Source organism: Parachlamydia acanthamoebae, assembly GCF_000875975.1.
In the GTDB taxonomy this organism is placed as follows: Bacteria; Chlamydiota; Chlamydiia; order Chlamydiales; family Parachlamydiaceae; genus Parachlamydia; species Parachlamydia acanthamoebae.
This window is the reverse complement of record NZ_BAWW01000003.1, coordinates 33771-58718: the sequence shown is the minus strand read 5'-3', so window position 1 is coordinate 58718 and position 24948 is coordinate 33771. Positions and strand designations below refer to the sequence as shown.

Below are 24948 nucleotides of genomic sequence, written 5' to 3'. Positions count from 1 at the left end.
TTATGGCTATTAAATTTCTTTTTCTGATTGAAGTCCCTAAACGTCATGCCGTGTGCTTACTCGGGCAAGAACCGTTTACGCCTGGAATGGAATATTGTTCCGTTCTAGTCGAAACAGCTGAAATGGGCGAGTTTCAACGCAAGGACTATTGTCTGAGTTGTTGGGAAAGGGAAGGTAAAATCTCTGATGATAATGCAGCTTACTGGAAAGCAAAAGTTCCTAAGCATCCTTTGAAAGGGGCGACTCCTTTAATTACTTATGAAGAAAAAGCGATGGAGCTTTTTAAGGCTGCAGCCAAAACCAGTGGGGAAGAGGAAGAGGCTTTCATTTTAGCGTTATGGCTTATTCGAAAGAGAAAGCTTGTCCTACGTCACTGTTTTCACGAAAAGAATGGGCAAGAGGTAAACTTATATGAAGATCCTCTTTCAGAAGAAACATTTCCCATTCGAAAGGTCCATTTAGAAAAAGAAAAGGTTCTTGATTTACAGTCTAAGCTATCAAATAAACTGCGTTCATGAATCCAGAAGAATCGACATTAAAAGCACTTTTTTTTCGAGAAATTAAAGATTTTCTCGTTTTCATACGTTCTGAAAAGGGGCTTTCTTCTAATACCATTGAAGCGTATATGCGTGATGTTCAAAACTTTGCGAATTATGCGTGGCAACAGGAAGTACGTCGCTACCAGGCTGTAGAACCTGAACATTTGATTGCATTTTTAGGTTCTTTAAAATCCGCTGATTACGCAACATCCACCATTTCGCGAACGTTGGTCTCTTTAAAAGTTTTTTTTGGATTTTTAAAAAGGGAAGGCACCATCGAGCAGGACCCTAGCATGCTATTGGAAAGTCCCAAGCTTTGGCAGCTACTTCCCGATATTCTAGATATCGAGGAAGTCGACCTTCTGATGAACCAGCCCGACAATAAGACTGCAAAAGGTGTACGAGATCGCGCGATATTTGAGCTTCTTTATGGATCGGGTTTGCGAGTTTCAGAGGTGTGTACTTTGACGATCTATTCTATAGATGACCAATACATACGTGTGTATGGAAAGGGAAGTAAAGAACGGATTGTTCCGATTGGTAGCCAAGCGCTTATGGCGGTGGATCAGTATTTGTCGCTCTACCGATGGCAATGGGATAGTGAAAAAGAGCAATCTCTATTTGTCACCTTAAGAGGAAAGTCGATGGATCGGATTTCCATTTGGCGGTCGATCAAAGAATACGCCCAGCAGGCGGGTATTACAAAGACTATTTCTCCGCATACGTTACGCCATTCTTTCGCCACCCATTTGCTTAATAATGGGGCCGATTTGCGAGTTATTCAAGATTTGCTAGGCCATGCGAATATTAGCAGTACAGATCGGTATACGCGAGTGAGTAGCGCCCACTTACAAGAGGCTTTTCATCGCTTTCATCCAAAATGGAAGTAACTCCTTAATTCCCAGTGTTTTAAATTTTTAAGCAAAATTTCTTTTACAGCAACCGACTGATTCGCTATTAAGAGGGTAAGGGTAGCATATCTGAATTTTAGGTTGTATGCGCTAACGACATGCAAGGTGCCTGGGTTTTGTGTCATTTGATCTTAAGGATTTTGAGATATTTATGGATGATCGCTTCAGTGAATTCACGCTTTCCAAAAAAGTGAAGCAGAAACTGAAAGATAAAGCCTGGTTAAAAAAGCAGATAGCTGCGGGAAAGACAGCTCAGGAAATCATGGAATTTTCTGACGAAACCATGGCGAAATTTTATCAGGCTGCCTATTATTTGTTTGAAAGAAAGCGCTACGTGGATGCAGCTAATGCATTTCTTTTTCTAGCCACTTTAAATCCCCATAATCACGACTATTGGTTGGGATTAGGGATGGCAACCCAACTGAGTGGGCACTGGGAAGCAGCGATTGACGCTTATGAAATGGCTGCGATTAATCGCTTAGACAGTCCAGTCCCCTATTTTTATTTGGCCAAATGTTTATTTGCGGTGCATGATCGTAAAAGTGCTCTTGAAGCATTACAACTTGCGATTGATTATGCAGATGATTTGGCAGAATATGCCTCTCTTAAAGAACAGGCAAAAGCAGCGCGAGATCTATTGCTGAAGCATGGATGAGTGTTCTCGATTTGTCATGTAAGAAGAGCCGTCTGTCGTCAATAGCCAAAAATGAAGCTGAGGATTCTCCCGCTCCAGTTCTTGAGCCCATTGTTTAGCTGTTTCTAAATCTGGAAACAGCATGGCGATCGTTGCAAGACCATCTGCATAGGCACATGTGGGAGCACGCACACTTGCACTCGCAATGGTATTTTTTTGCGAAACAAGAGGCGATCCTGTAGCAGGATCAATGATATGAAAATAAGTTGTTTTCTCTTTTTTACATTCAATTGTCCAATTTTGTCGATAATCTCCACTTGTGGCAATTGCTTGATTAATAAGATCGACAATGGCTATAGCATGTGTGACTTCTGGGTTTTTGCAATCGCAGATATAAATACGCCATGGTCTATTTTCTGGATGTTGTCCACTCACGCGAATCTCTCCTCCCCATTCAACGTATACATTGCTATAGTCAAGCGCATTTAACTTCTCGACAAGCAGATCTACGCATAGCCCCTTAGCGATTCCCCCTAAATCTAATTGGGTGTCATCGTGTTCTTTCCAAAAGACTTGATTTTCAAAGTGAATCTTTTTCCATCCTGTGCTTGCTTGTGCCGCAAGAATGGCCTCGGGTGAAGGGGTTTTTCCTTCGGCTAAATGTGTTTTCCAAACACTTTGGATGGTTTCAATGGTCGGATCAAATTTACCCTGGCTCATTTGGACAATTTCTGCTGTTTTTTGCAAAAATTGACTAAGTGCAGCTGATATGGGTGTGTGAACATAGGCAGGAAGTTGATTAAGTTTGCTAAGCTCTGAAGAGGGATTCCATTTGTTATAGGTTAAATTCACCTCTTGGAATACAGTAAAAATGGTGGCTTCAATTTGCTCTTGTTCGCTAGTTGAAAGGGGGTGCCCAATCAAGACTCGGTAATCCATGGTCATGGCGTTACCTGTAAATTGATAGAGGGAAGGTTGCTTTTGACAGGCATTCAAGCAGAACAAGAGGATCACGATCCAAAGTCTCATTTTAAAAACAGTCCTTCTCTCAGACAGTAGCTTTTGAGTGTATTGCTGAGCAGCATTGCAATTGTCATCGGGCCCACACCACCAGGAACAGGTGTAATAAATGCACTCTTTGGCTGCACATGTTCAAAATCCACATCTCCAACGATTTCATATCCTTTAGGTAAATGAGAAGCTGAAATACGATTAATTCCCACATCGATCACGACGCTTCCTTCCTTCACCATATCTGCAGTCACAAAACGAGGTTTACCCATTGCCGCAATTAAAATGTCCGCTGATTGACAGATCGATTTTAAATGTTTCGTTTGGCTATGGGCTACAGTAACTGTAGCATTAGCTTGAGGGGTATTTTGCATCAAAAGTGCAGCCATCGGTTTTCCAACAATTTGGCTTCTTCCGAGGATAACGACATGTTTTCCGGAAGTTTCAATAGAGGACCTTATCAGTAGGGTTTGGATACCAAGAGGTGTACAAGGAACAAATCCTGTAGTATCTCCAATGAGTAACTTCCCTAAATTCATCATGTGAAATCCATCCACATCTTTATCTGGAGCAATAGCCTGGGTAATTCGACTGGAATGGATATGTTCAGGAAGAGGAAGTTGGACCAAAATGCCATCTATTTCAGGCTCAGCATTTAATCGTTGAATATGAGATAAAAGCTCACTTTCGGTAATTTCAGAAGGGAATCGATGTGTTTGAGACTGAATACCGGTTTTAAAACAGGCTTCCGTTTTTCGTTTAACATAAATTTCGGAGGGAGGATGGTGCCCCACGATGACAACATGTAAAGAGGGGGGACGACCATGTAAATGTTTGATATAGTCGCAAAGCTCTTGCTGAATTTCTGTTGCAATTTTAACACCATCAATGATCATATCCTCTCCTTTTGAATAAAAAAATAGCTAAACGAGAATAAATCTTCCAGCAAAGAATCGGATTTGTTTATAATACCACGTTCTTTATAAATTCCTATCTTCATTTTTTATGATAATTCTTTTAAAAATATGGATTCTTATTTCATGGTAAAAATAAATTTAATTCCTCATGGATTTCATCAGATAGTATCTAAATTACAATTAAAAAATCCGCACGCAAATAAAATATCCACTACTGTTGAACAATCTTTATTCAAGGAGCAATGCACTCAACCAAGACAAGGTTTTATTCATAAAACATTTAAGTGGTTAGATACGAAGGTTAAGGCTGTTGAACAACTCTGTGGTCCTCATGTAAAATTTCCTGTTACTCTTGAGGAAAGGCGGGCTTTTGCTAAAAACTTCAAAGAAGGTGATATCGTCTTTTTGATGTTGCCAGGGGCGCATCCAGATACCGCAGTAGAATTAGGCATTGTCCGCTTGCAGAAAATTTCTCGGCTGATGGGTTTAGCAGGAAAACATCCACATAATAACACAGATACTGACCACGTTTTCATTGTGACAAAAGTCACTGAAGACGATGTATGGGTGAGTGAGGCGACCCCTTCCAAAAAGTCCAATTTAAGAACTGTCAGCTTAATCGATCATAAATGTTATATTCTAACAAAAGAGCATGAGAATGAATATTATTATGTGAATTTCACTCCAGAAGAAGCTGCATGTGTGAATTTGGCTGAGAAAGCCGCTAAAATTGGTCTGCGATTAAGCCCCAAAGTCGATTATCTTCGCGAACCCGGGGAAAGCATACCAGAAGAGCAAATCCATATGAAAAGTGGATTTTCATTTCCACGTGCATTTAAAGCAATTTTTTCCAAAGGCTACCGTTTCAAACATAAAGAACAAGCCAGAGTCTTTAGAATGATTTATGAGGAATCGACTCAAGCGCTTATTTCGATGTCAGGAAAAAAACCGCAATCATTTTTTTGTTCGATGTTTTGTGCACAGCTCTATCAACGAGCAGAAGGAAAAGAGGCATGGGAAAAAATGGTTCAAGCAAAACCTGAGCTGCAAACAAGTCTAGATCAATTGATTTTAGATACCAAAGATCTTAAGCCTAAGCAAAGAGCGAAAACTATCTCAAAATGGTCAAAAGCAATGGCCAAGAAAGAAGGGGGCTTTCTTGCGAACACAATGAAGCATTTTAAATTCAACCCAACTAAAATGGGTCCTTCGGATTTTTATGATTATCTTGAAAAGTCAAAGATTATGAAAAAAGTGATCGTGGTTACTGCTCCGTCCGCATAAATTAAAACACTTTATTTGCGAATGTGGGTTCTATTCATTCTAGAATAGGGCTTACATTTCATCCATTTCAAAATTTTTCTGTTGTTATATCCTCTCTCGTTATTAAAAAACACCCTTTATAGGCTTTAAAGGGCAGCGTGGACAAACAAAAATTTGTCTGTTACTTTTTTATTTTCTACCTGAATCGCTTTTTGGAGGATAATATGGGTGCGCTTGAGCCTCAATCGCCTATTGTGTCGAACTTCGCGAAAAAACTTTATACAGAGATTAAAGACAGAGAAGAATTTTCTATCAGCTTATCCTATCTGAGAAACAAAAGTAACATTGATCTTTTAAGAATTTATGGAAGAATAAATATTCCTTTAATCGGTAGTACTTTAAACAACAAAACAATTGAAAAATGTTATCGGGAAGTAGAGGAACGTTTTAAAGATGTCTATAAAAATTACTTTGAAAACCTTTCTAAAGGGAAAAAGCTGGATGCTTCGAAACGCACATTTTTGGGAAGTATGTCAGCCTATGGAACAGAAGCGTATTTTTCGACAGATACCCAGGCTTTTAGAATCATCAATCAGTATCTTTCTTATCAGCCCTATCCACTTGAACAGGCAAAATGCCTCAGGTTAAATGAAATTAAAAAGATTGGAGAGGAACTGACTCCTTATGAATATGCAAAAGGATTAAAACATCATTATATTGCAAAAATTCAATGGATTTATGATCTCCTTGGGCCCTCTAAACACATCGGCGGAGCTCTATTAGATGAAGCTTTAGATCGAGAATTGAGTGAAATGAAGTGTTTACCACTTCCTACTCAAAATGAAAGTTGGAAAAGTCACGTGACAAAATGGGCTGAAAGTGAGGCTTGGGGAGGGCAAATTTCGAATATCTTTCAATTAGCTAATGAATTTTTTAAAACCTATCATTTTTCTCACTTTTTAGAGAAAAACGAAAAGAATGTTCTTTTTAAAACGTCGCCCGACTTTGTCATTCATGTTGGTCAAATTCCCGAAAATCTCTCATTTAAAGCCTATATGCAAGACACCACCTTTCGGGAATTTTGTCGATGCGTGCTGAGCGATTTTGGATCTGAAGAATTTTTTGAATATGCGGATTTAACTGAAGTTAAAAATTTTTTATTAAGTAAAATTCAAAAAGAGAAAAGAAGAAGTACGTTTGTTTATTTTTTTACTGATACTTTAAAGAATTATCAAATTATCCCTAAACAGAACATTGGTCGGTTTGATTACGCTCCTTTTAAAATGACTCTAGAAAAACAATTTAGAAGAATCGAATACTTAACTTCTTCTTATCAAGAGAATGGTGAATATATTCTTTATGATAAGAATCAAGGGTTTTACGATCTCCTTCTTGCATGTCTCTTGACTATTCATGTCATTCGGGTCTGCCCTGAATTTTCTCCTCAGAATCGAAAGGTTATTCTGATGGGAATTTGTAGAATGAGTTCAAGAGAAAAGTTAGATCTTTATCATTTTTTGCATGCGCAAGCCCCAAAATCTTATGATGGAAAACAACAACGCAATTCCTATAGTCGTGCTGAAATGTTTTTGCGAGATACGTTTTCTAAAGTCACCCAAAGTCGCCGCAATTCAAGTCCGATAAGCGATCCAAAACCCTCGGTGAGTCCTTTAAGAAAAATCAATGAATTCTTAAGAGGATATGCATTTTCTATGCAGCAAAGCGCCAAAGTAAAAATTCAGCTGCTTTTTTTTCAAAAGGGGTTAATGATCCAAAATCTGGAAGCAGAGAGAGCAGGATATCAAGCAATTGATTTGTTATTTTGTGTTAAAGTGATTGAAGATATGAAGGAATTTTGTGGTTTCCCACTACCCGCAGATGTCGTGTTCCATATTTTAAGTTGGCATTATTTAAGCAAAAACGAGATTTTTGCCTTAGAAAATTTCCAAAAAAGTCTTATACACACAAAATTGCAAGTTCGCGACGCTATCCATAAACCTGGAGCATTTTTTTTTCTTTCTTATGAAGTCAGACATCTCATTGATGTTTCGATTTCTAAAGTTATTCCGCAGTCCTCGTACGCTACTCATAATGAAATAAAGTTTATGTTGTATGATTGTTTGCGATATGCCATCTATCCCCATATTGCTTCCGGGGATATTTATCCGTTTATTTATTTGGCTTTTGAACAAAAAGGACCTATTTTTAACCAGTTGCAAGATTGGGCGAGGAACCACTGTCAGGTTCTTCGAAAATTAGAACTTACTCAAAGTGGCATGTGGGTTGATACCGGTTGGAAAACTTTGTTTGAAGAAGAATATTTTCAAATGTCTCTCACATTTTTTCCTTCTCTTGCTATTCCTCAATCGTTCAATTTGGAGGCCGTTCTGTATATTCCTAGGGAAAGATTGGCTCATGATCCGACTCTTTGTCAAATTTTGAGGATTTTTTCTATGTTTTTAAGTCACGAATTTGAGCCAATTAAAATGTATTATTTGGATTTAAAAAAAGAACAAGATTCAGATAAAGGAAAAGAAATAGAGCCAGAATCAGAGCCAGAGTATATCAATGAATTGTGTTTATTTAACAATCTTTTAGCCTATTTTGATAATCCTATTTTCATTTCTCTTTGGGAGAGCTATCAAGCTAAAGATAAGGATGAAATAGGAAAATTTCTCTATGATTTTTTCTTTCAAATTAAAAATGGCATTCGAAAAAAAATACTGGCACTTGAAGGAAATGCTCATGACTCTTCTCAATACCGTCATTGTAAACGATTGTACAAAGAGAACATGGAAGAGATTTTAAAAAGCATGCATGGAGGTAAGAGCTCGACTTGGGACAAATTTTTTTCCATCGGAGAGGCGCTTATAGACGTTGAATATCGTTTTTTAATAAGTTTGAATTGTGACTATAAACAAATTGAGAAATTGGAAGAGCAATGCATTGATCAGGAAAGAGGAACGGAAAAGGACGGAGAAGAAGAAATTAATCTCCAAAATGTTTTTTATAATTTGGAATCAAGAAGGGTTGAAGAGAAATTTATAGAAACCGACTTTCATGAAGTAACATTTAGATGTTGTGATCGCAATGCAAATTTTAGAGTGGTTTATCCAGGTTTGCCTTCCATAGATTTACTTTATTGGCAAATCCTCATGTTGATGAAAATTTTAGACAACTAGGAAAATTTGTCCTCTGTAATTGTTAATTACAGAGGACATGGCATTTATTCTTCTGGGTGTTCACCCTCAGGTTTTTCATGCTCACCGGTGTGTCCTTCTTCTTCAGCACCAGGAATGGGGCCAAAATGGATCGCAAATGCGGAATCTGGAATGCTTGCACAAAATCCAGTAACGACAACAAACAATGTCAAAAAACGGGTGATAAGAGTTTTCATAAGATTCTCCTTCGCTTGATGCATTATTAAGGTCACATTTATTTTTTAACATATTTGTTAATTATATATCAAATAATTGAATTGATTAATTTCGTTTTGTCTTAATTTGAATTATTGTTTATATAAGTATTTAACTGTAAGCGTCTTGTAAATTTGTTGTATTATAATGAATTAAAAATAAATGACTTAGAAAATCTTCGACCCTGAAAATAAAGGGTCGAAGTTTGAGAGCCAAATTAACTGGTTTGTTGATTGTAGTAATTAATTGCTTGGAGATAGGCAACGGTGGCTAGAATGCTTAGCGCCATAACAGAAGCAGTTGCTCGGTCAGGACGATTGAGACTATCTGTCTTAACTTTGTTCAAGCCCCAGTTTGCTCCATATGCGGTTAAAGCAAAATTTTGCATGATGTATTTAACAAGATCGGAATCTTGAAAATCCTTATCATCACTTCCTATACGGAGAGAACTCAATAGCAAGAAAAAATATACCCACATGTATGGGTCAACAATCGTTTTTTCAAAGATGGTATTTTTTGTCGCATTCATTACGAGATTAGTCAATCTTTTTAACGCTGATTGAGAAGGTTCAATTTGTCGATTTGTTTGCGAGCTTTGCGGATCAAATTTTGCAGAAATGATCAGAGTAAAAATATAGGATAAAAACATGCCTCCCACAATACAAATGCCCGAAATGATATCTCGCTCGCTTGCATTATCAAATGATAATCCCCAAATGGTAAAAAATAAAGTGGCTGCGGTAAATAGCGCGGTCATCCCAATTTCTTTCATGCGCAGTTTGGCATAATTTTTAACCTTTGCAGCTGTTGTTTTGAAGCTTTTAAAAACGCGTTGCATGATTGAAGGAGCGTTTTGTGGAGGACTTACCTCTGACAAGGAAACTTCTAATGAATCCTCGGTTAAATGGGTGACGACTCGGCTCGATGAGGTCGATAGTATTTCATCATCAGATCTCTCCTCTTCCAATTCTTCATCTACAAAATCATCACTCAAGTGTTGATACCCAATTTTAACGATGCTTGCTGTTCTTACATCATCAGTGGGTACAGGAATATATGCTTCTCCATTATAGGTTCTTAGGTATGGATATGATGAGGGGTCACGGTCTGCAGTACTTGTCTGCCGCTCATGATTATCTTGAGATGTTCCAAGGCACTGCTGAAAAAGCACTTTTTGTTGTTGACTATTAAAACCACTTAAGAAACCTGCAATACCAATATCTGCGTTAAATTCAGAAATAAATTTAGGGAGCAAAGCATTTGTAAAGGCAATGACAATAGGATGCGTCACCTTATTGAAAGTTGCAAAGTTTTTTAATGCCCGTGCGAGCCATGAGGGTTTTTCGTGCGGATCTCCAAGGCTTTTGACACGTTTATCCTCTTTTTTTGTGTATTTATGTGCAAGAAAGGAAAGAATTGCTCCACAAGCGTTTGCCCCTAGAAAGGTTCCACTAGCTTGTAAAAAATTATATTTATCTTTTGGGATAAGTAAGCTTACACATCCTGATACTTTTAAGGCTGTGTAAAGGAGGAAATGTTTCCAATTTTGAGCATCTCCAGATAATAAGGGAAGGGGTTTATCTGAGTGAGAACCCCAATTATCGAGATCGCCTTGTTTAAGCGTAAAGGCTGTAATAAGGCTATCCGTTGTTATAACACCCAGCAGACTATTGAAGAAGGTTAAAACTGATTGGTTTAGTGCAAGCAAAGGAATGGAACTCGGCGCATTTAGGTAAAATTGCGTGAGAACCATCACTGCATCCAACGAATATCTTTGGGTGAAATTCATGATAGATTTGAGATTATCTTCCGAAACGAGATGAGGTAAGAGAAGTCGAGCTTCGAATCCGAGTCCTATATTGGCGATTACATCGAGAGGATTTGATTCCCAGTGGGTGATGTTATAAACTTTAAATACAATTGTGGCTGCTGCTAGAGTGGCAATTGCCAAGGCCTGAGCTGTTTTCCAATTCATTGTCACGGTTCTGCCCTGAAGTGTGCCAGGTTGAATAGGAAGAGGTTGATCTAAATTCTCTAATGTGACCATATCTAATGGATCAACAGTGTTCAGGGTTCGCGTTCTATTATGTGCGATGGCGTCGGCTTGCATTCTTCACCTCTTAATTAATGAGTTATTATGGACGGTTGCAGTTGTAGATTTTTGTGTTGAATGAGATCTATTTTCTATCCGATTTGAAAATAGATCTCAAGAGATTCAAAAGAAAAATTTCAAAAAATAAAAGGGATGAGAGAGAAAAAAAGCCTTTCTCATTAGGATACGAGAAAGGCAAAGAAGAAAGATAATTAGGCTGTGTGATCGATTCGTTTAGCCGCATTTTGGAAAGTATGTACAGCTAATTCAGCGACTGTGAATGCCAAACTTTTAACTTGAGCAGGATCTGTTACACATTTTTTGTAAATTTCTTGAATAGATTCTCGCACTATCTCGAGTGGCAGTTTGGCTGCATTAATAGAAATGTAGCCATTGACACAAGCATAGACAAGCCTAGAGGACAGTTCAATTTGATCCTGAAGTTTTGTCGGATTTCCGTCAGAAACAGCGGATTTTGAGAAAAATGTATTGGCAACATCCTGGGTTGTTTTAAACTTTTTGTCGATCGCTTTTGCTGCAATTTGACAGACGGCATCGGGTGATTCACTGTAAGGCGCTAAGCTTTGACTGAGTGTATGTGTCAGGTTATTTTGCACAATCGGAATCAGTTTTTTTGCTCCATACTGGAAAAGGTTATAAGTTCCGATTGTGCCCAGCTTTTTTTTGAGCATTTTTTCGTCTAGTTTTCCAATCTCAAACAAAATATTTCCAGCAATATCGCCGTAAATTTTTTTATTCACTCTGCCATAATCAGGGCTGTAAAATTTATTTAATCTTTCTGGAATTGAAAGGGCGTGATCAGCTTCTTCTGTTTCTTGTAAAAATTGTAGAATTTGCTCCGCAGCTAACATGGCGCCTGTTTCTTTCATCTCTTCTGAAAGTTCGGGAAAATTAAATTCAGAATCACTCCATTGAAGAAAATAGGCTGCCATTCGTTTTTGAAGAGGTTCGAGGGAGGTACGAAAGTCAAATTGTTGAATGTCTTCTGAGATAATTTCAAGACATTCTGGATTGTCCAATTTTTGGAAAAAGGCAGTTTGAAGAAGTTGTCCATTGACTAGAGGAAAAACGTGCTGAACCATCAAAGCTTCGAATTGATCAGTATTGGAGAGTTTTTTCAAAAACTGATGAATTTGAATTTTCATTTGTTTTTTGATATGTGCTTCAATAAATTGTCTGACAATTCTTCCAAGTAAAGATTCTAGATTGCCTTTATTGAGCATTAAATTTTCATAAACTGTTGGAGATAAAATTTGGTTTAATAAATTTTTTAGTTCGTCGATCAACGTTTGAAATTCCTGAGGGATTTGCTTTTCTTTCCAGAAAATGGCAAAAGGATTTTCCTCTTCGGTTTGAGGAAAGACTAAGTCATAGACCTTATCCACCATCGAAGCAACAAAAGCTTGTTCAGCATTTGGATTCTTGTCGACTTCTTGGGATTTAATGGTGCGGTGACAGTGCGGATTCTTAGCAAATTCTTCAGTTGTTGTAGATTCAATTTGTGCTCTCAGATGATTATTAATAATTTCTAAACCTTGGTCGAAAGCCAACGGATAATCCGAATGATGAACAAGGTCAGCAACTCGATCGCTCACAATTTGTCCAAAGATTAGAAAATTTTCACGGAGAAATTTTTCGACAACTGCAGATAAAGAAGAAGGTCCTAATGCTGTTTTTAAGATGTGATCCAGTGAATCAATTTTCTTTTCAAGCAAGAGCGTTCCCAGTTCTTCAAAAACTAGATTAAAAGTTGTATGCTGAAAATCTGCACGTAACGCATGTGGGACTTGTGTGCGGTCAGATTGAAAAGCCCAATCGAGAATGGGGGTCAAGTAATGTGTCTCTAAATCCTGGTCAGCAGGTATGGGAAGTCGGGCCAATCGTTGTTTCAGAGTGTTGTGGATGTCTTCTTGCTGGTAGGTGGGATCAATGAGCCAGCTAAACGCTTTTCTAAGGGAATTGGAAACATCATCTCGATTTAACGCACTTTTCAGTGTGGGCATTTTTCCTTCTTCCATTGCTTGAAGCAGTGGTGAAGCTTGGTTTGTTGTTTGAACCAAAACTTTGGCAAGCACTTTTAGATAAGAAAAAACTGTTGAGAATTTATTTAAATCGATAGCTTCTGTGCCATATTTTTCATTGAGGCATTCGAAAACTTTTTCCATCAAACCATAGGCAGAGAGCTGTAGATTTGAAAGAGCCGGAGAGAAACCCCTATCCCGTATTTCGAAAAAATCAATTTCAGATCCCGAATTTTTTTCAGTGATGGGTGTTGCTGAAAAATGTCCTTTACTGCTTTGGGTTTGCGGTGTGTGAATGACCTTTGCTCGATTTAAAAGCTGATTAGAAGCGCGAATCAATCCAGCATTTTTTTCTAGGAATCGATCTGTTTTTTTCCAAAAAAGAAGAACGCGAAATATTTTAGAAATAATACTTTTTTTTGGAGTTTTTGGAGGGGGAAGATGTCCAGAGGTTTTAGGTGCAGAGAAAGAATTGATGGGTGGAGTATTCATGATACAATCTCTTAATAAAATTGAATTAAAGCGTATTTTAACTTTTTTTAATAAAGATTGTATTAAGAGTGAGATTTTAACAAATTACAAGTAATTCAATTTCCTCAGAAAGATTTTTACCAACTTCCTGGATGATATTACCTCGAATGAATTGGAAAAATTTATTACTTCTAGGCATTCCTAATACAAGGCGCGTAGATTGATATTTTTTAGTTGTCTCTAAAATCGTTGCAGCGGGAGAATCACTTACAACATAAATGAAGTGAACTTTTCCACTTTCGAGGTGTTCTTTGGCGTAGTCAAAAATTTCACAAGCATCTTCATCCTCGAGCCAATAGCGATGCCGATCTTCTTCGGTGATCACCTGCTGTTCACGAATGAATAAAAGACAGAGGGTTTGTTTATTTTGATTACATTCATGAATGGCGAATTGCAGAGATTTTCCTATATGAGTAACGGCACAAAGAATAGAACCTTCAGGAGAAGGGGCGATAGGAGCCTCTTCCAAAATAGCCTTGTCTAGGGGAGCTTTTCGTTCTTTCCATTTTTTTTGCTGACTTTCAACGACCCATCCCCTTAAAAGAAGGCCTACTGCAACAATTGTAATGACAAAATTGCGTGCATTTGGCTTGTCGATTAATAGTGTGCATTCGATGGCGGCCATGATCAAAAAAGTGATAAACATGAAGATCCGTTCTCTTCGTTGCATATCGAGATTCCAATTGAGAGAGGAAAACCCTAAATTGGTTGCAATGGCTCCAACAAATCCTACGGCGTATAAATTGGCAAGTTCTGCCACATCTTTAAAATAAAAAACGAGAAAGGCTGGAATTGTAATGGACAGAAATAAAGGGAGATTAGGTACGCCAAAAAGATTGAGTTTTTGAAAAGCAAAAGGTAGCTCGCCATCACGAGACATCACAAAAAATAAAGAAACTAATGCAACAATCGCTGTATTCACAGCAGATAAAAGAAGAACGAAAAAAACAATTCCAATCGCTGCACCAAATAATTGGCCTATCTCAGGACCAAAGTAAGCCGAGCTGAAATAGGTTCCCATATACCGCAACATCGAATCTCGAATTTCGGATCCAGTGGCATTATACACTTCATTACCAGAAACGTGCAGACCTGGAAGAGCCATCATGGCTAAACCAAATAAGGCGGTGAAAAAGCTGACTTCGAGCATGACCCAAAAGATGGCTGGTGTAGATGTATTAGAGACGCATTGATGTTTTTCATCACAACCCGCATTCAGTGGCATGACTCCCGTCGTATTTGCGATCGCTTCTATACCTGACAGAGCGACAATAATTCCGACGAAGTGATCCCAATTCACACTAAAATGGGGAGAAAGGGGCTGTACATGTTGAATGGCAGTTGGTAAAAAAGGAAGGCTCAGCAATCCCAGGGCAATGACCACTAAGACTGTGGGGAGTGATATAAGGGCTGCAAGACTTCCCGTGTATTTGGGGCCTAAAAAATTGAGCGCTCCAATCGCCACAATTGATCCGACAGCCCAATGTTCAGGATTCGAGACACCTAGATAATTAAAAGCAGATAAAGCACTTAAGGCGGCCGTGACAAGATAATCTGCAATTAAAAAAAAGGCTCCTACGAGTGCTAAGATTTCCGATTGACTCCGGACACTTGCATAAACACCACCACCATTTGGATAATAGCGGCAAATCGTCATATAATTGATGCCCACCAAAATATTGAGACAACTGACCGAAAGGATGAGCCAGAAGGATCCATAAGAGGCTAGGGCAAAAGCTAAGCCAAGGACATAGGCCTTACTTGTGCCCCAATCTCCATAAAGAATAGCAGCGGATCTGTAAGCATTAACGTTCCGCGGGCGCATAGTGAGAGACGTGAACATATCTTTAAAGAGCTCCTTTTAATGGCTTGCATCTAAAAAGATAGTTATCAAACTTTTATCCTTTTTTGCCAATCCTATTTGTCTTTAGTCTCCTCTGGATTTCTGTCTAACACAACGTCATCTTTTTTAGGGGATATCGTTTTGGCTTTCTCCACATCTTGTTCAGATTGGATCGTTGCTTTGGCTTCGGAAAGAGCGTTAAGAGCAATTTCGAAAAGATTAAAAAGTAGGCTTTTGGTAGTCAATTCACTTTCGAAAAAAGTGTTGTATGTTCTTGTAATCGCATTTTGTATTTCTTGAGCCGCAGGGACAACGATACCAACACCAGTTACCATATTTTGTTTGACTAGAGCATGTGTCAGAAAAGCGGCCAGTGCAAATTGCTGGGTGAGTTTTTGCTTATTTTCTTCTTTTAAAAGAGGTTCAGTTGGGGCAAAAAGAAGGTCATTTACTTGTTCTGTCGTTCCATACGTTTTTTCCGTGGCTTGAATGATCATCGCAACTCCTTTTTGATGGGAAGAACTGAAACTATGCAAGGCCGTGGTCACAAGTCCATTGATTTTCTCGTTGATTGTACTACTAAATTGTTGGGCGAGTGATGATCCAATGCCCAATAAAAAGCTCAATTTGCCCATCTTAAAAACAAGGTTCATGATCAAATCTCCATAAATATCCTTTGGGGGGACATCCGAAAATTCGAAGTATTTGTTTAGGCAATCGATGGCAAGCAGATCCGGATTCTTTTGTCTTTCCGCGAGAATATCCGTCACCAATTCTTCACAGATTTCGTTAAATTGCTGGGACCCAATTTTAAACTTTTCTTCTAATTCCTTGCGTTGTTGAGATGTGTTTTTTTCAAATAAATCCAAAAGAAGCGCTTTTAGATTGACTAGTTGAACTTCATTCTCTTGAGTTGTTTCAAGTTCCTCTGCAATTAACTGAATACTTGTTGGAGATGAAAAAAAAGATTGCATGTACTGTAGAAGTAAAAAATCATTGATTTGGGGAACAATGTGTTGAGCCATCAAAGCGGTGCGTTGTTCTGGATTTACAAGACGATTCACAATGTCTCGCATTATTTCAATCATTTTTTCCCGCACAAATTTCTTTGCGACACTTAAAATCACTCTCTCTATACTAGCGACTGTATGCCCTTTCGCTTTTTCAGCGTGACGAAGAGCTTCAGCAGGGATAATTTGTTGGAAAACACTAATTCCTTTATCAATGAGCGTTTTAAATTCTTCTGGGATGGCTGGCACTGCCTGGTAGAAAAGATCCACAATTCCATCTCTTTCGATAATAAATCCTTCGGGGCTATACATAACCTTAGAAGGGCAAATGAGTTCGAGTAAGCGTTCTGTAACAGAGGAATAAAACTTAATTTCGTTAAAAGAAGATGGATTGACAAGCCCCTTTTTTTTACTTGAAATTATGCTTGTAATTGTCGGATGGCAAACTTTGTCATCCTTTGCAAAATGTTTTTCGATGCGGGCAAGCTTCTTTTTACGGCTATTTTTTTTAAGCAAAGCTTTATCTTCAATTGAAGCTTTATCTAGCTCTGCTTCTGCTCGTTCTTTCACTTGAATTAGGGCGGCGACATGGTCGCTCAGCTGATTAAAAACACGATCATAGGCTTTAGGATAGTCTGTTCGACTGATCAAATGGGCCAGCTGATTGCTACAAATGTCCGAAACCTTTTTTGACACTTGGGAAAGAGAAGCTTGAACAAGCTGAGGAAGCTTTTTTTCTCCCATAGTGGCGACCATTAGATTGAGATAGGAGTCGATTTTTTTCTCTAACAAAAGCACGACGATTTCTTGAAGAACATCGTCGAAAGTCTTCGCATGATTTTCCTTAGCCGCTTTAACTTGAGTATTTGTATGAGTCGGATTAAAAATCCAGTCTAGAATAGGAGAAAGATAGTGTTCTTTTAAATTTTGGTTAGGAGGAATGGCAATTTCATTTAAACGCACCAAAGAATGGGTAAAGATGGATTCTTTTGTTTCTCCTTCAATTAACCAGTGGAAAATTTGCTCTAGCGAAGAGTCGATTTCAGAGCGATTTTTAGTCACCATTTCCTCGATGCGCGTTGTGTTTTTCTTCAAATCATCCACAATTTTAGAAGTTTTATTCCCTAATTGAACAACTAAGATAGCACCAACACGCAGGTATTCTTGTAAAAGTACAGCTTGCCCGCTCATGTTTTCAGTCGATCTTTTGAAATATTTATCGTAATAACATTCCATGACATGTGAAGTAAAATGACTGAAAAAATTCCGCATTGCCACAAGAGAAGGATCATAGTCGGCAAAAGGGACGACATCGTGGTTTTTTTGGATGAAAGGAGGCAGAGAAAAGCGATGAGAAGCCGGACGAGATGGATTTGTTGATTCAGAAGAAGGGAAAGGGGCGGTTGCTTTTTTTTTGAATAGATAGGAGCTTTGCTTGAGTATAGTCGTCTCTTCTTTGGAAAGTTTTATGGAGGGAAGAAACCGTTTAAAAAAATTAATGAAAAAATTTGTGATTTTGCTAAGAGGGGATTTTTTCTTAGGGACGGGGGCCATGTAAGTGGAACTTTGCGTGTTGTCAAGATGGATATTCATCAAACTGTCCTTTAGATATGCACAAGTAGAAAAGAACTCTCGATAGTGAAAAACATTTTCTGTATTAGGTTATCTCATTCGATGATAAAAAAAAATGGATTTAAGGGCTCATGAATGAGCCCTTATTTTATGTAGGATGTGAATCGTCTGCCATTTCGGGGGAATTCTCTGCTTTTAAGGCATCTAAAACCCTTTTCTGAATGCGGAATATCAGGCTTTTATTGATAGCTGGATCTGTTAGTAAGAGTTTTTGCACAAAGTCTGTCACGACGTGATTGATCGAGTCGCATGAGGGTACAAAAAGAAGTGCAGCAGAACCTATGTTAGTTTTTACACCTTGTCTTAAAAGATCATGTGCAAGTCGCGAGGTTTTGTCTATTTCTTTTTGAAGTCTTTGTTTTCGTTTTTTTTCACTCAAATGAGCGGTCTCTCCAAAAAACAATTTTTGGACTTGATCTTTACTTCCAAATGATTCTTGAGCTGAGCTTAAAGCGTTATAGAGAGGTTTAACATAAGAGTGACTTCCTGTATAAGCTGCATTGCTAATTTGTTGGCTAACTTGTCCCTTGAACATGCTGAGTAGCATTTTCGAGAGCTTTTTTCCTCCAAAAATTTTTAAAGAGCTAAGTCCAAAGCCCGCATGCATGAGGAGTTTGCCATAAGTCGAATTTCTATCAGCCTTAATCCCTTTATTGTATTCTTGCATGATAGTGATGACTTCTTTTACTGAGTCTGTTGGTTGTAGGGTGACTTGAAGAAGTGTTTCGATCTCCTCAATCACGGGTGTGATAATTTTGGTAAACTCAGCCTGATCCATTTTTTGCATGTCAAAAGAGTTAAATGACTTTTTGCTGATTTCAAAAATGGTATTTTGAATGTCTTGTTTAACAGCGTCTGTCTCACTTCCAGATTGAGAAGCCCTTAGAAAGAGGGGGGCCATCTTTTTGATATTTTTAGAATTAAAAATTGTTTGGCGAACATTTGCAGCCAAAAACTGGTCTGAAAGTGTTGGTAAAATTTGCATTGCGAGAAGCTCTTCCAGAGAATTCTGATTCGAGAGCATCTCGACCATTTTTCGTGCACCGTTTGAAATTTGTTGTTTAATAATCTCTTCAGCGGTACTCAAAGCTAATGTTTTTGTAAAGGAAAAGAAAGCATCTTGAATGCCGGCGAGATCTCCAAGCTGATCTTGGTGCATAAAGTTAACGAAAGTTTCTTTGAATTCTGTCACTAAACTTTCAAGCTCATCAGGTAAATTTGTTTTGTCAATAAGCATGTCCCAAATTTGCTCTAGGCCTGTTTTTTCTTGGTCACCTTCAAAATTGGATGAAGGCAAAAGAACTTTGAATAATTCGGCTGATATGTGCGTGTACAAGTTGTTCTCTGCCGACTTTGCGGTGTTTTCTCTTAGGGCTTCATCGGGAACGATAAGCATTTTAGTAATGGTTGGATGACAAGCATGTTCATTAGCAAAAAAAAGCGCCATGTGTTGTTTTTTGACTGCATCTTTCCCTTGTTCTTTGATGGCAGTCGCAACATTGAGAAATTCTTGCTTGGAGAGTTCTTCTTCGGGGGTATGTGCTCTTAATGATTTTGCCTTTCTCGCTTTTTTGAGATATTTCTCAGCCTTTTTATCCGCTACGATGTAAGCTTCAGTGTGCTTAGTGATAATATTCAAGATGGAGTCAAAGGTTCCAGTGTAATCGGCCGCTTTAATTTGGGAAGCTAAGCGATCAGCAACAGTTGCTCCGATTTTCGATGCTGAATTTGTAAAAAGTTCACGAACGACATCGACTAATTTGTCTTGCAAGGTATATTGAATTTTATCTTGGAAGTAAGAAATTTTGTTTTCGATAAGCAGTTGGATGACTGCATTGACAACAAGGCCTTGTAATTCATTTTTTAAGGGGTCGCTTCCAAGAAACACTTGCGAATAGTCGCGATGGTCGGACTCAAATACCCACTTTAAGATTTTATCGGCATATCCATCTTCCAAAAAAGAAACATTTTCAGGAATGTCTATTCCCTTTAATTTAGCCAACTCAATGGTTTTATCATTTAGTTTTTCCTCAATTTCTTCACGGAGATTTCGTCCTTCTTGGTCTTTAAATAGCCAAGCGAAAAGTTTTGTTGCCAATTCATCTGCTCGCTTATTATTCTCTGCGATTTCCTTGAAATTTTTTCCAATATCAGACTGAACGACTGTGTCAAGCGCCTTAGTCGTAGCATCAATAATATGACCAAGGAAAAATTTTATCCCACCATTGACTCGATCAATCATTTCGGGCGTGGGGTTCATGCTTTTAAGAGGAGATTTTAATTTTTCATCAAAAAGGCTGTCGGCAAAATGGACGCAAAAATCTTGTGTGAATTGACGCAGCTTTTCTAAGGCGATATCTTCTTTAGGTTTTGCGGCAACATTTTTTTCAGAGGCAGCGGCGGTATCTTCTTTGGGGGTTGCGAAAGTGGGGCGTATCTGTTTGGTTTGGAGATAAGCCGGATCTTTATGAATTTCTTGGATGGTCGTTTTTTGCGTAGGAGAGAGCTTAACAGATCTTTTTTTCCAGAAACAAGCTGCATGAAAGAAAGTGAAAGGAGATTTTAAAATGGTAATGCATACAGTAAAAAATTTACTGCGCGGTTTTTTACCCTTTTCTGTCAAAGGTACTGAGGTGGTAGCTGCTGAAAAATGCACATTCGAGCTTGAGCTTGTCATATAAGAATCCTTATTTTAACAATTGCAAATCATTGTATCGTAAGCCTGTTAAGAAAAGATAAAGAAAAAAAAAGCACTCATTTCTGAGTGCTTTTATCAATTCAAAAACGAACCGTAAGGTGGGATTATAACGTCGCTTTTCGGCTAAGTTTTAATTGGCCACGTTCATTAATTTCGAGAACTTTAACTGTAATCATGTCACCAATTTTGACATAATCATTCAAGTTATTAATGCGTGTGTTATCAAATTCGGAAATGTGGCAAAGACCTTCTTTTCCAGGAAGAATTTCCACAAAGATTCCAAATGGGGCAATGTTAGCAATTTTACCTGTGTAAACTTTCCCAATTTCAACATCCGAAGTTAAGCCGACGATCATCGCTTTGGCTTTTTCAATTCCTTCTAGGTTGGAAGAGGCAATGCTGATCAATCCATCGTCATTAATGTCAATTTCGACACCACTCGCTTCAATAATGGCACGAATTTGTTTTCCGCCAGGTCCAATGACCGTTGCAATTTTACTAGGTTTGATTTGCATTGTTTCGATGCGTGGAGCATAAACAGACATCTCTTCTTTATGTGTTGGGCATACTTCTAACATTTTTCCGAGAATGTGGATACGTCCTTTTTTCGCTTGCTCTAACGCCGCTTTCATAATCGATGGCGTGATTCCTTCCACTTTGATGTCCATTTGGAAGGCTGTAATTCCTTCTGCATCACCTGTGATTTTGAAATCCATATCGCCGAGAGCGTCTTCAATTCCCAAAATATCAGATAAAATGATGAATCGCTCATTTTCTAGAATGAGGCCCATTGCAATTCCTGCAACTGGACGTTTAACTGGAACGCCGGCTTCCATCATAGCTAGGCACCCACCACACACGGTTGCCATGGAAGAAGATCCATTCGATTCTGTGATGTTAGATTCTAAACGAATGGTATAAGGAAAAGCTTCTTTAGGAGGCAAAATAGCTTGAAGAGCGCGCTCCGCTAGCTTGCCGTGACCGACTTCTCTACGTCCAGGAGATCCAATGCGTCCGACTTCTCCGACAGAAAATGGAGGGAAGAAGTATTGAAGATAGAACGTGCGGCTGCCTTCGCCATCAAGATCTTCAAATCTTTGGGCCATGCTTTCACCACCCAATGTGCAAACGGATACGCTCTGTGTTTCACCACGTGTGAATAGAGAGCTGCCGTGTGCACGAGGAAGGATTCCTTGCTCGATATCAATCGGGCGAATGTTGATGGATGTTCTTCCATCACTGCGTACGTTCTCATTCAAGATCATTTCACGCATGTATTTAGAAGAAACTTCTTTTAAAGCTGTGGCCACATCTTTAGCCGGGAAAAGAGGCTCACCATCTTCCGGAAGAAGTTTTTGTTGAACAGCAGATTTGACTGCTCCCAAGGCCTCTTCTCTTTTTTGCTTTTCTTTGATGCGTAAAGCTTGCTCAAGTAGTGGTTTTGCAATTTCTTCCACGGAATGGAATACATCTTGTGGGAGAGGGCGTAGTGTGTGCAATGTTTTAGGCTTTCCAAGTTCTTTTTGCCATGCGAGAAGTGTTTCGCAAATGGCTTTAATTCCCTGGTGACCGATTTCAATGGCCTCTAAAATTTGTTCTTCTGTTAAGAAATCGCAATATCCCTCGATCATTAAAACGGCATCTTCTGTTCCTGCGAGAATGAGATCGAGTTTGGATTTCTTTTGATGTTCAACAGTTGGGTTAACCACAAACTTTCCACCAATTAAGCCTACGCGTACTGCACCTACTGGCTTAATGAGGGGGATATCCGAAATAACTAAAGCAGCAGAAGCTCCGCAAATCGCTAAAGGTTCTGGAGCGTTTACGCCATCATAGGACCAGACATAAGAAAGAACTTGTGTTTCGTTATAATAGCCATTTTCAAACATTGGGCGAAGGGGGCGGTCAATCAGTCTTGATACCAATGTTTCTTTTTCAGAAGGGCGTCCTTCTCGTTTAATAAATCCACTAACTGTTTTTCCTGCTGAAGAGAATTTTTCTTGGTAGTCAACTCTTAAGGGGAGAAAATCTTCACCAGGAGCTAGGTCGTAATCAGCGCAAGCTGTGTTGAACAAAATGGTCTCTCCAGAGCGGACCAAAACAGCTCCATTTGCTTGACGTGCGATTTTTCCGGTTTCGAAAACAATTTCTTGTTCACCGACTTTGACTCGTGTTGTGCGTCGTTCCATATTCATCTAATCTCCTAAATGTTATATCTCCGCATGTTCCTGTGATTTTGAACGATGAGGATGAGGATGAAGTCCTAAAAGAAGGCTATGCGTCAAAATGGTTGGCCATTTTGAGCTGGCTGATTGATTAGATCCATAACTCCCAGTCAAGGAGCTGGAATTGTGGAAGGGGAATCTGTTATATATAGAATTCAGAAAACAAACCTCAAAAGCTTGTTGAAGATCGATTTCTGATTTCTATTCCCCCCCTAGTTTAAATGATAAAGGCAGCTAATGCTGCCTTAACAAAATCGCTATTATCTTCTCAATTTTAATTTTGTAATCAAATTTTGGTACCGAACAGTATCGGTTGAGTTTAGATAATCCAATAAACGCCTTCGTTGGCCGACAAGCTTAAGAAGCGCCAATCGCGAGCCGTGATCTTTTGGATTTCTTTTCAAATGTTCAGTCAATTCAGTAATTCTTTCTGTGAGAATTGCGATTTGAACATCAGCTGATCCCGTATCCTTTTCGTGAAGTTGGAACTTCTTTGTAATTTCTTCTTTTGTACCTTGGTCTAGAGACATTTAGCAGATCTCCCATTGTTAAAGCCGAAAAAGGCTACTATTTTCAACATCATTTACTTTGCATTAAAAGGCTATTATACGTGAGCCTTGTTTATAAATCAAGGGTAAAAACTTTTGCGCTAGGAATGAACAATTCTACAAGCTTTATTCAGTTCTACCCAAATTGTCGACAAAAAACTCTGGAATCGATAATCTCATTGCTTCATTTCTTGACTTTGCTAACGCAAGGAGTCTTATGCAATCAAAGCCATCAAAATCCCGCCCTAAAAAACCTTCTACTTCTTGGGAACCTGTCAGTAAATGGTACCATCAGGCAGTCGGTAAAGAAGGGCATTATTATCATCAATCTGTAATTTTACCAAAGTTGTTGAATCTTCTCAATCTAAACGAGAATTCATCCATTTTAGATGTCGCTTGTGGACAAGGAATTTTGGCCCGCCATCTACCTGAAAAAATCAGTTATGTCGGAATTGATATCGCGCCTTCTTTTGTCAAGGCTGCGAAACAGTTGGATCATAATCCGCGGCATGAATATTTGGTGGGGGATGCCATTAAACCCTATCAAGTAGACCAAAAAAAATTTTCACATGCCACGCTTATTTTAGCTGTGCAAAATATTGAAAGACCCGACTTGGTATTTAAGAATGTATCCGCTGCTTTAGCAGAGGATGGGCTTTTTATCATTGTGATGAACCATCCATGCTTTCGGATTCCGCGGCAGTCGTCTTGGGGTGTCGATGAAAACAAAAAGCTGCAGTACAGACGTCTAGATTCTTATGCCTCGGCTCAAAGAATCCCAATTCAAGCGCATCCTAGTGAGGGAAGTAAATCTTCTGAAACTTGGTCTTTCCATTATCCTTTATCCTCTTATACACGCTGGTTACATGAAGCAGGATTTGTCACTGAATTTTTAGAAGAGTGGTGTTCCGATAAAGTCAGTGAAGGAAAAATGGCAAAGATGGAGAATCGAAGTCGTGATGAATTTCCATTGTTTCTCACATTAATTGCGCGAAAGAAAGGAAGGTAATTAATTAAGATATGATCGAAAGTTTTTAGATTATAGTTTGATTCTAATTAAGTTCTGTAATATTCTTTGTTATTTAATTAATGAAATTAATAATAAGGAGTCTTTGTGCGTTATTTAAATACACTCATTTTGACGAGTATCGTTGCGTTTTCTTTTCCTCTTTGCGCGGAAGAGAGTGAAGAGCTAGCTCCTGGAAAAGAGATGTTTACTGCTTATTTAGAAAGTAGACAGCTTTCCGGAGAGGAAAGAGATGAATCAATTATTCATGAAGCATCCGTAGAGGAAGCTTTGCAAGATCCTTCCCAAGAAGAAGGTGAAAATAAAAAAACTGCCAAGTCTTTTATTGTGACACCAATTCGACAAAATCTGGTGATAGTGAATGGTGTGTTGACACACATGGCAGAATACTCACACTGTGTGATTGCCACAGAAATTTCAGGAAGCCGCTTTGGCTACCAGTATTTTATGACGCATAGCGGAGTTGTTTTTCTCGTGAATACCGTATTCAGCGTGGATCACACAATTGCAGGAGATTATCTGCGACATGAGTACCGTGATTCAACTGTTTTAACCGGGCAAGATCAAATCATTATTTTCTATTAATTTAGTCATGAGGACATTTACAAG

General features: G+C 38.6%; 17 protein-coding genes. 7 read left to right on the top strand and 10 right to left on the bottom strand.

Features of this window, described 5'->3' with window-relative positions; all coding sequences use genetic code 11:
* The first annotated feature begins 2 nt into the window (after positions 1-2).
* The 3 genes from AOM43_RS01430 to AOM43_RS01420 all read left to right on the top strand — a co-directional run bounded on the left by AOM43_RS01430 (position 3) and on the right by AOM43_RS01420 (position 2105).
* A complete protein-coding gene (locus tag AOM43_RS01430) occupies positions 3-518 on the top strand; it encodes a hypothetical protein (protein ID WP_226987353.1) in 516 nt (171 codons plus the stop codon).
* Positions 515-1429 (top strand): site-specific tyrosine recombinase XerD, encoded by a 915-nt coding sequence (xerD, locus tag AOM43_RS01425; protein ID WP_059358726.1) that lies wholly within the window; start codon positions 515-517, stop codon positions 1427-1429. Before AOM43_RS01430 ends, xerD begins: the two co-directional genes overlap by 4 nt.
* Positions 1430-1601: 172 nt before the next feature.
* Positions 1602-2105 (top strand): SycD/LcrH family type III secretion system chaperone, encoded by a 504-nt coding sequence (locus tag AOM43_RS01420; RefSeq protein ID WP_013924636.1) that lies wholly within the window; start codon positions 1602-1604, stop codon positions 2103-2105.
* Here the strand turns inward: AOM43_RS01420 and AOM43_RS01415 are convergent.
* Both AOM43_RS01415 and folD read right to left on the bottom strand, forming a co-directional pair.
* The gene (locus AOM43_RS01415) at positions 2085-3113 is read right to left on the bottom strand and encodes an FAD:protein FMN transferase (RefSeq protein ID WP_013924637.1); all 1029 of its coding nucleotides are present in this window, start codon (positions 3111-3113) and stop codon (positions 2085-2087) included. The two genes, AOM43_RS01420 and AOM43_RS01415, sit on opposite strands and share 21 nt — an antisense overlap.
* Positions 3110-3991, bottom strand: a complete 882-nt coding sequence (gene folD, locus AOM43_RS01410; protein WP_006339945.1) for a bifunctional methylenetetrahydrofolate dehydrogenase/methenyltetrahydrofolate cyclohydrolase FolD — start codon at positions 3989-3991, stop codon at positions 3110-3112. Before folD ends, AOM43_RS01415 begins: the two co-directional genes overlap by 4 nt.
* A gap of 144 nt (positions 3992-4135) precedes the next feature.
* Between folD and AOM43_RS01405 the strand changes: the two genes are divergently transcribed.
* Together AOM43_RS01405 and AOM43_RS01400 are read left to right on the top strand one after the other, a co-directional pair.
* Positions 4136-5296, top strand: coding sequence for a hypothetical protein (locus tag AOM43_RS01405; protein WP_226987352.1), 1161 nt, complete (start codon positions 4136-4138; stop codon positions 5294-5296).
* Between the two features lie 203 nt (positions 5297-5499).
* On the top strand, positions 5500-8457 hold the full coding sequence (locus AOM43_RS01400) for a hypothetical protein (RefSeq protein ID WP_226987351.1): 2958 nt from the start codon (positions 5500-5502) through the stop codon (positions 8455-8457).
* Between the two features lie 44 nt (positions 8458-8501).
* Here the strand turns inward: AOM43_RS01400 and AOM43_RS13370 are convergent, their stop codons facing one another.
* The 8 genes from AOM43_RS13370 to rpsO all read right to left on the bottom strand — a co-directional run bounded on the left by AOM43_RS13370 (position 8502) and on the right by rpsO (position 23294).
* Entirely contained in the window at positions 8502-8672 is a 171-nt protein-coding gene (locus AOM43_RS13370) for a hypothetical protein (protein ID WP_013924640.1), read from the bottom strand.
* Positions 8673-8908: 236 nt separating this feature from the next.
* Entirely contained in the window at positions 8909-10801 is a 1893-nt protein-coding gene (locus AOM43_RS01390) for a hypothetical protein (protein WP_059358723.1), read from the bottom strand.
* 194 nt (positions 10802-10995) lie between these two features.
* On the bottom strand, positions 10996-13317 hold the full coding sequence (locus AOM43_RS01385; protein WP_059358722.1) for a hypothetical protein: 2322 nt from the start codon (positions 13315-13317) through the stop codon (positions 10996-10998).
* Positions 13318-13393: 76 nt separating this feature from the next.
* On the bottom strand, positions 13394-15199 hold the full coding sequence (locus AOM43_RS01380; RefSeq protein ID WP_059358721.1) for a universal stress protein: 1806 nt from the start codon (positions 15197-15199) through the stop codon (positions 13394-13396).
* A gap of 74 nt (positions 15200-15273) precedes the next feature.
* A complete protein-coding gene (locus tag AOM43_RS01375; RefSeq protein ID WP_059358720.1) occupies positions 15274-17802 on the bottom strand; it encodes a hypothetical protein in 2529 nt (842 codons plus the stop codon).
* A 127-nt stretch (positions 17803-17929) separates the two neighbouring features.
* Complete coding sequence (locus tag AOM43_RS01370) at positions 17930-20518, bottom strand: hypothetical protein (RefSeq protein WP_059358719.1); 2589 nt, start codon at positions 20516-20518, stop codon at positions 17930-17932.
* Between the two features lie 125 nt (positions 20519-20643).
* On the bottom strand, positions 20644-22728 hold the full coding sequence (gene pnp / locus AOM43_RS01365; RefSeq protein WP_006339911.1) for a polyribonucleotide nucleotidyltransferase: 2085 nt from the start codon (positions 22726-22728) through the stop codon (positions 20644-20646).
* Between the two features lie 296 nt (positions 22729-23024).
* The gene (gene rpsO, locus AOM43_RS01360; protein WP_006339906.1) at positions 23025-23294 is read right to left on the bottom strand and encodes a 30S ribosomal protein S15; all 270 of its coding nucleotides are present in this window, start codon (positions 23292-23294) and stop codon (positions 23025-23027) included.
* 235 nt (positions 23295-23529) lie between these two features.
* Between rpsO and AOM43_RS01355 the strand changes: the two genes are divergently transcribed.
* Both AOM43_RS01355 and AOM43_RS01350 read left to right on the top strand, forming a co-directional pair.
* Entirely contained in the window at positions 23530-24321 is a 792-nt protein-coding gene (locus AOM43_RS01355) for a class I SAM-dependent methyltransferase (protein WP_006339904.1), read from the top strand.
* A 105-nt stretch (positions 24322-24426) separates the two neighbouring features.
* A complete protein-coding gene (locus AOM43_RS01350; RefSeq protein ID WP_059358718.1) occupies positions 24427-24924 on the top strand; it encodes a hypothetical protein in 498 nt (165 codons plus the stop codon).
* Positions 24925-24948: the final 24 nt, after the last annotated feature.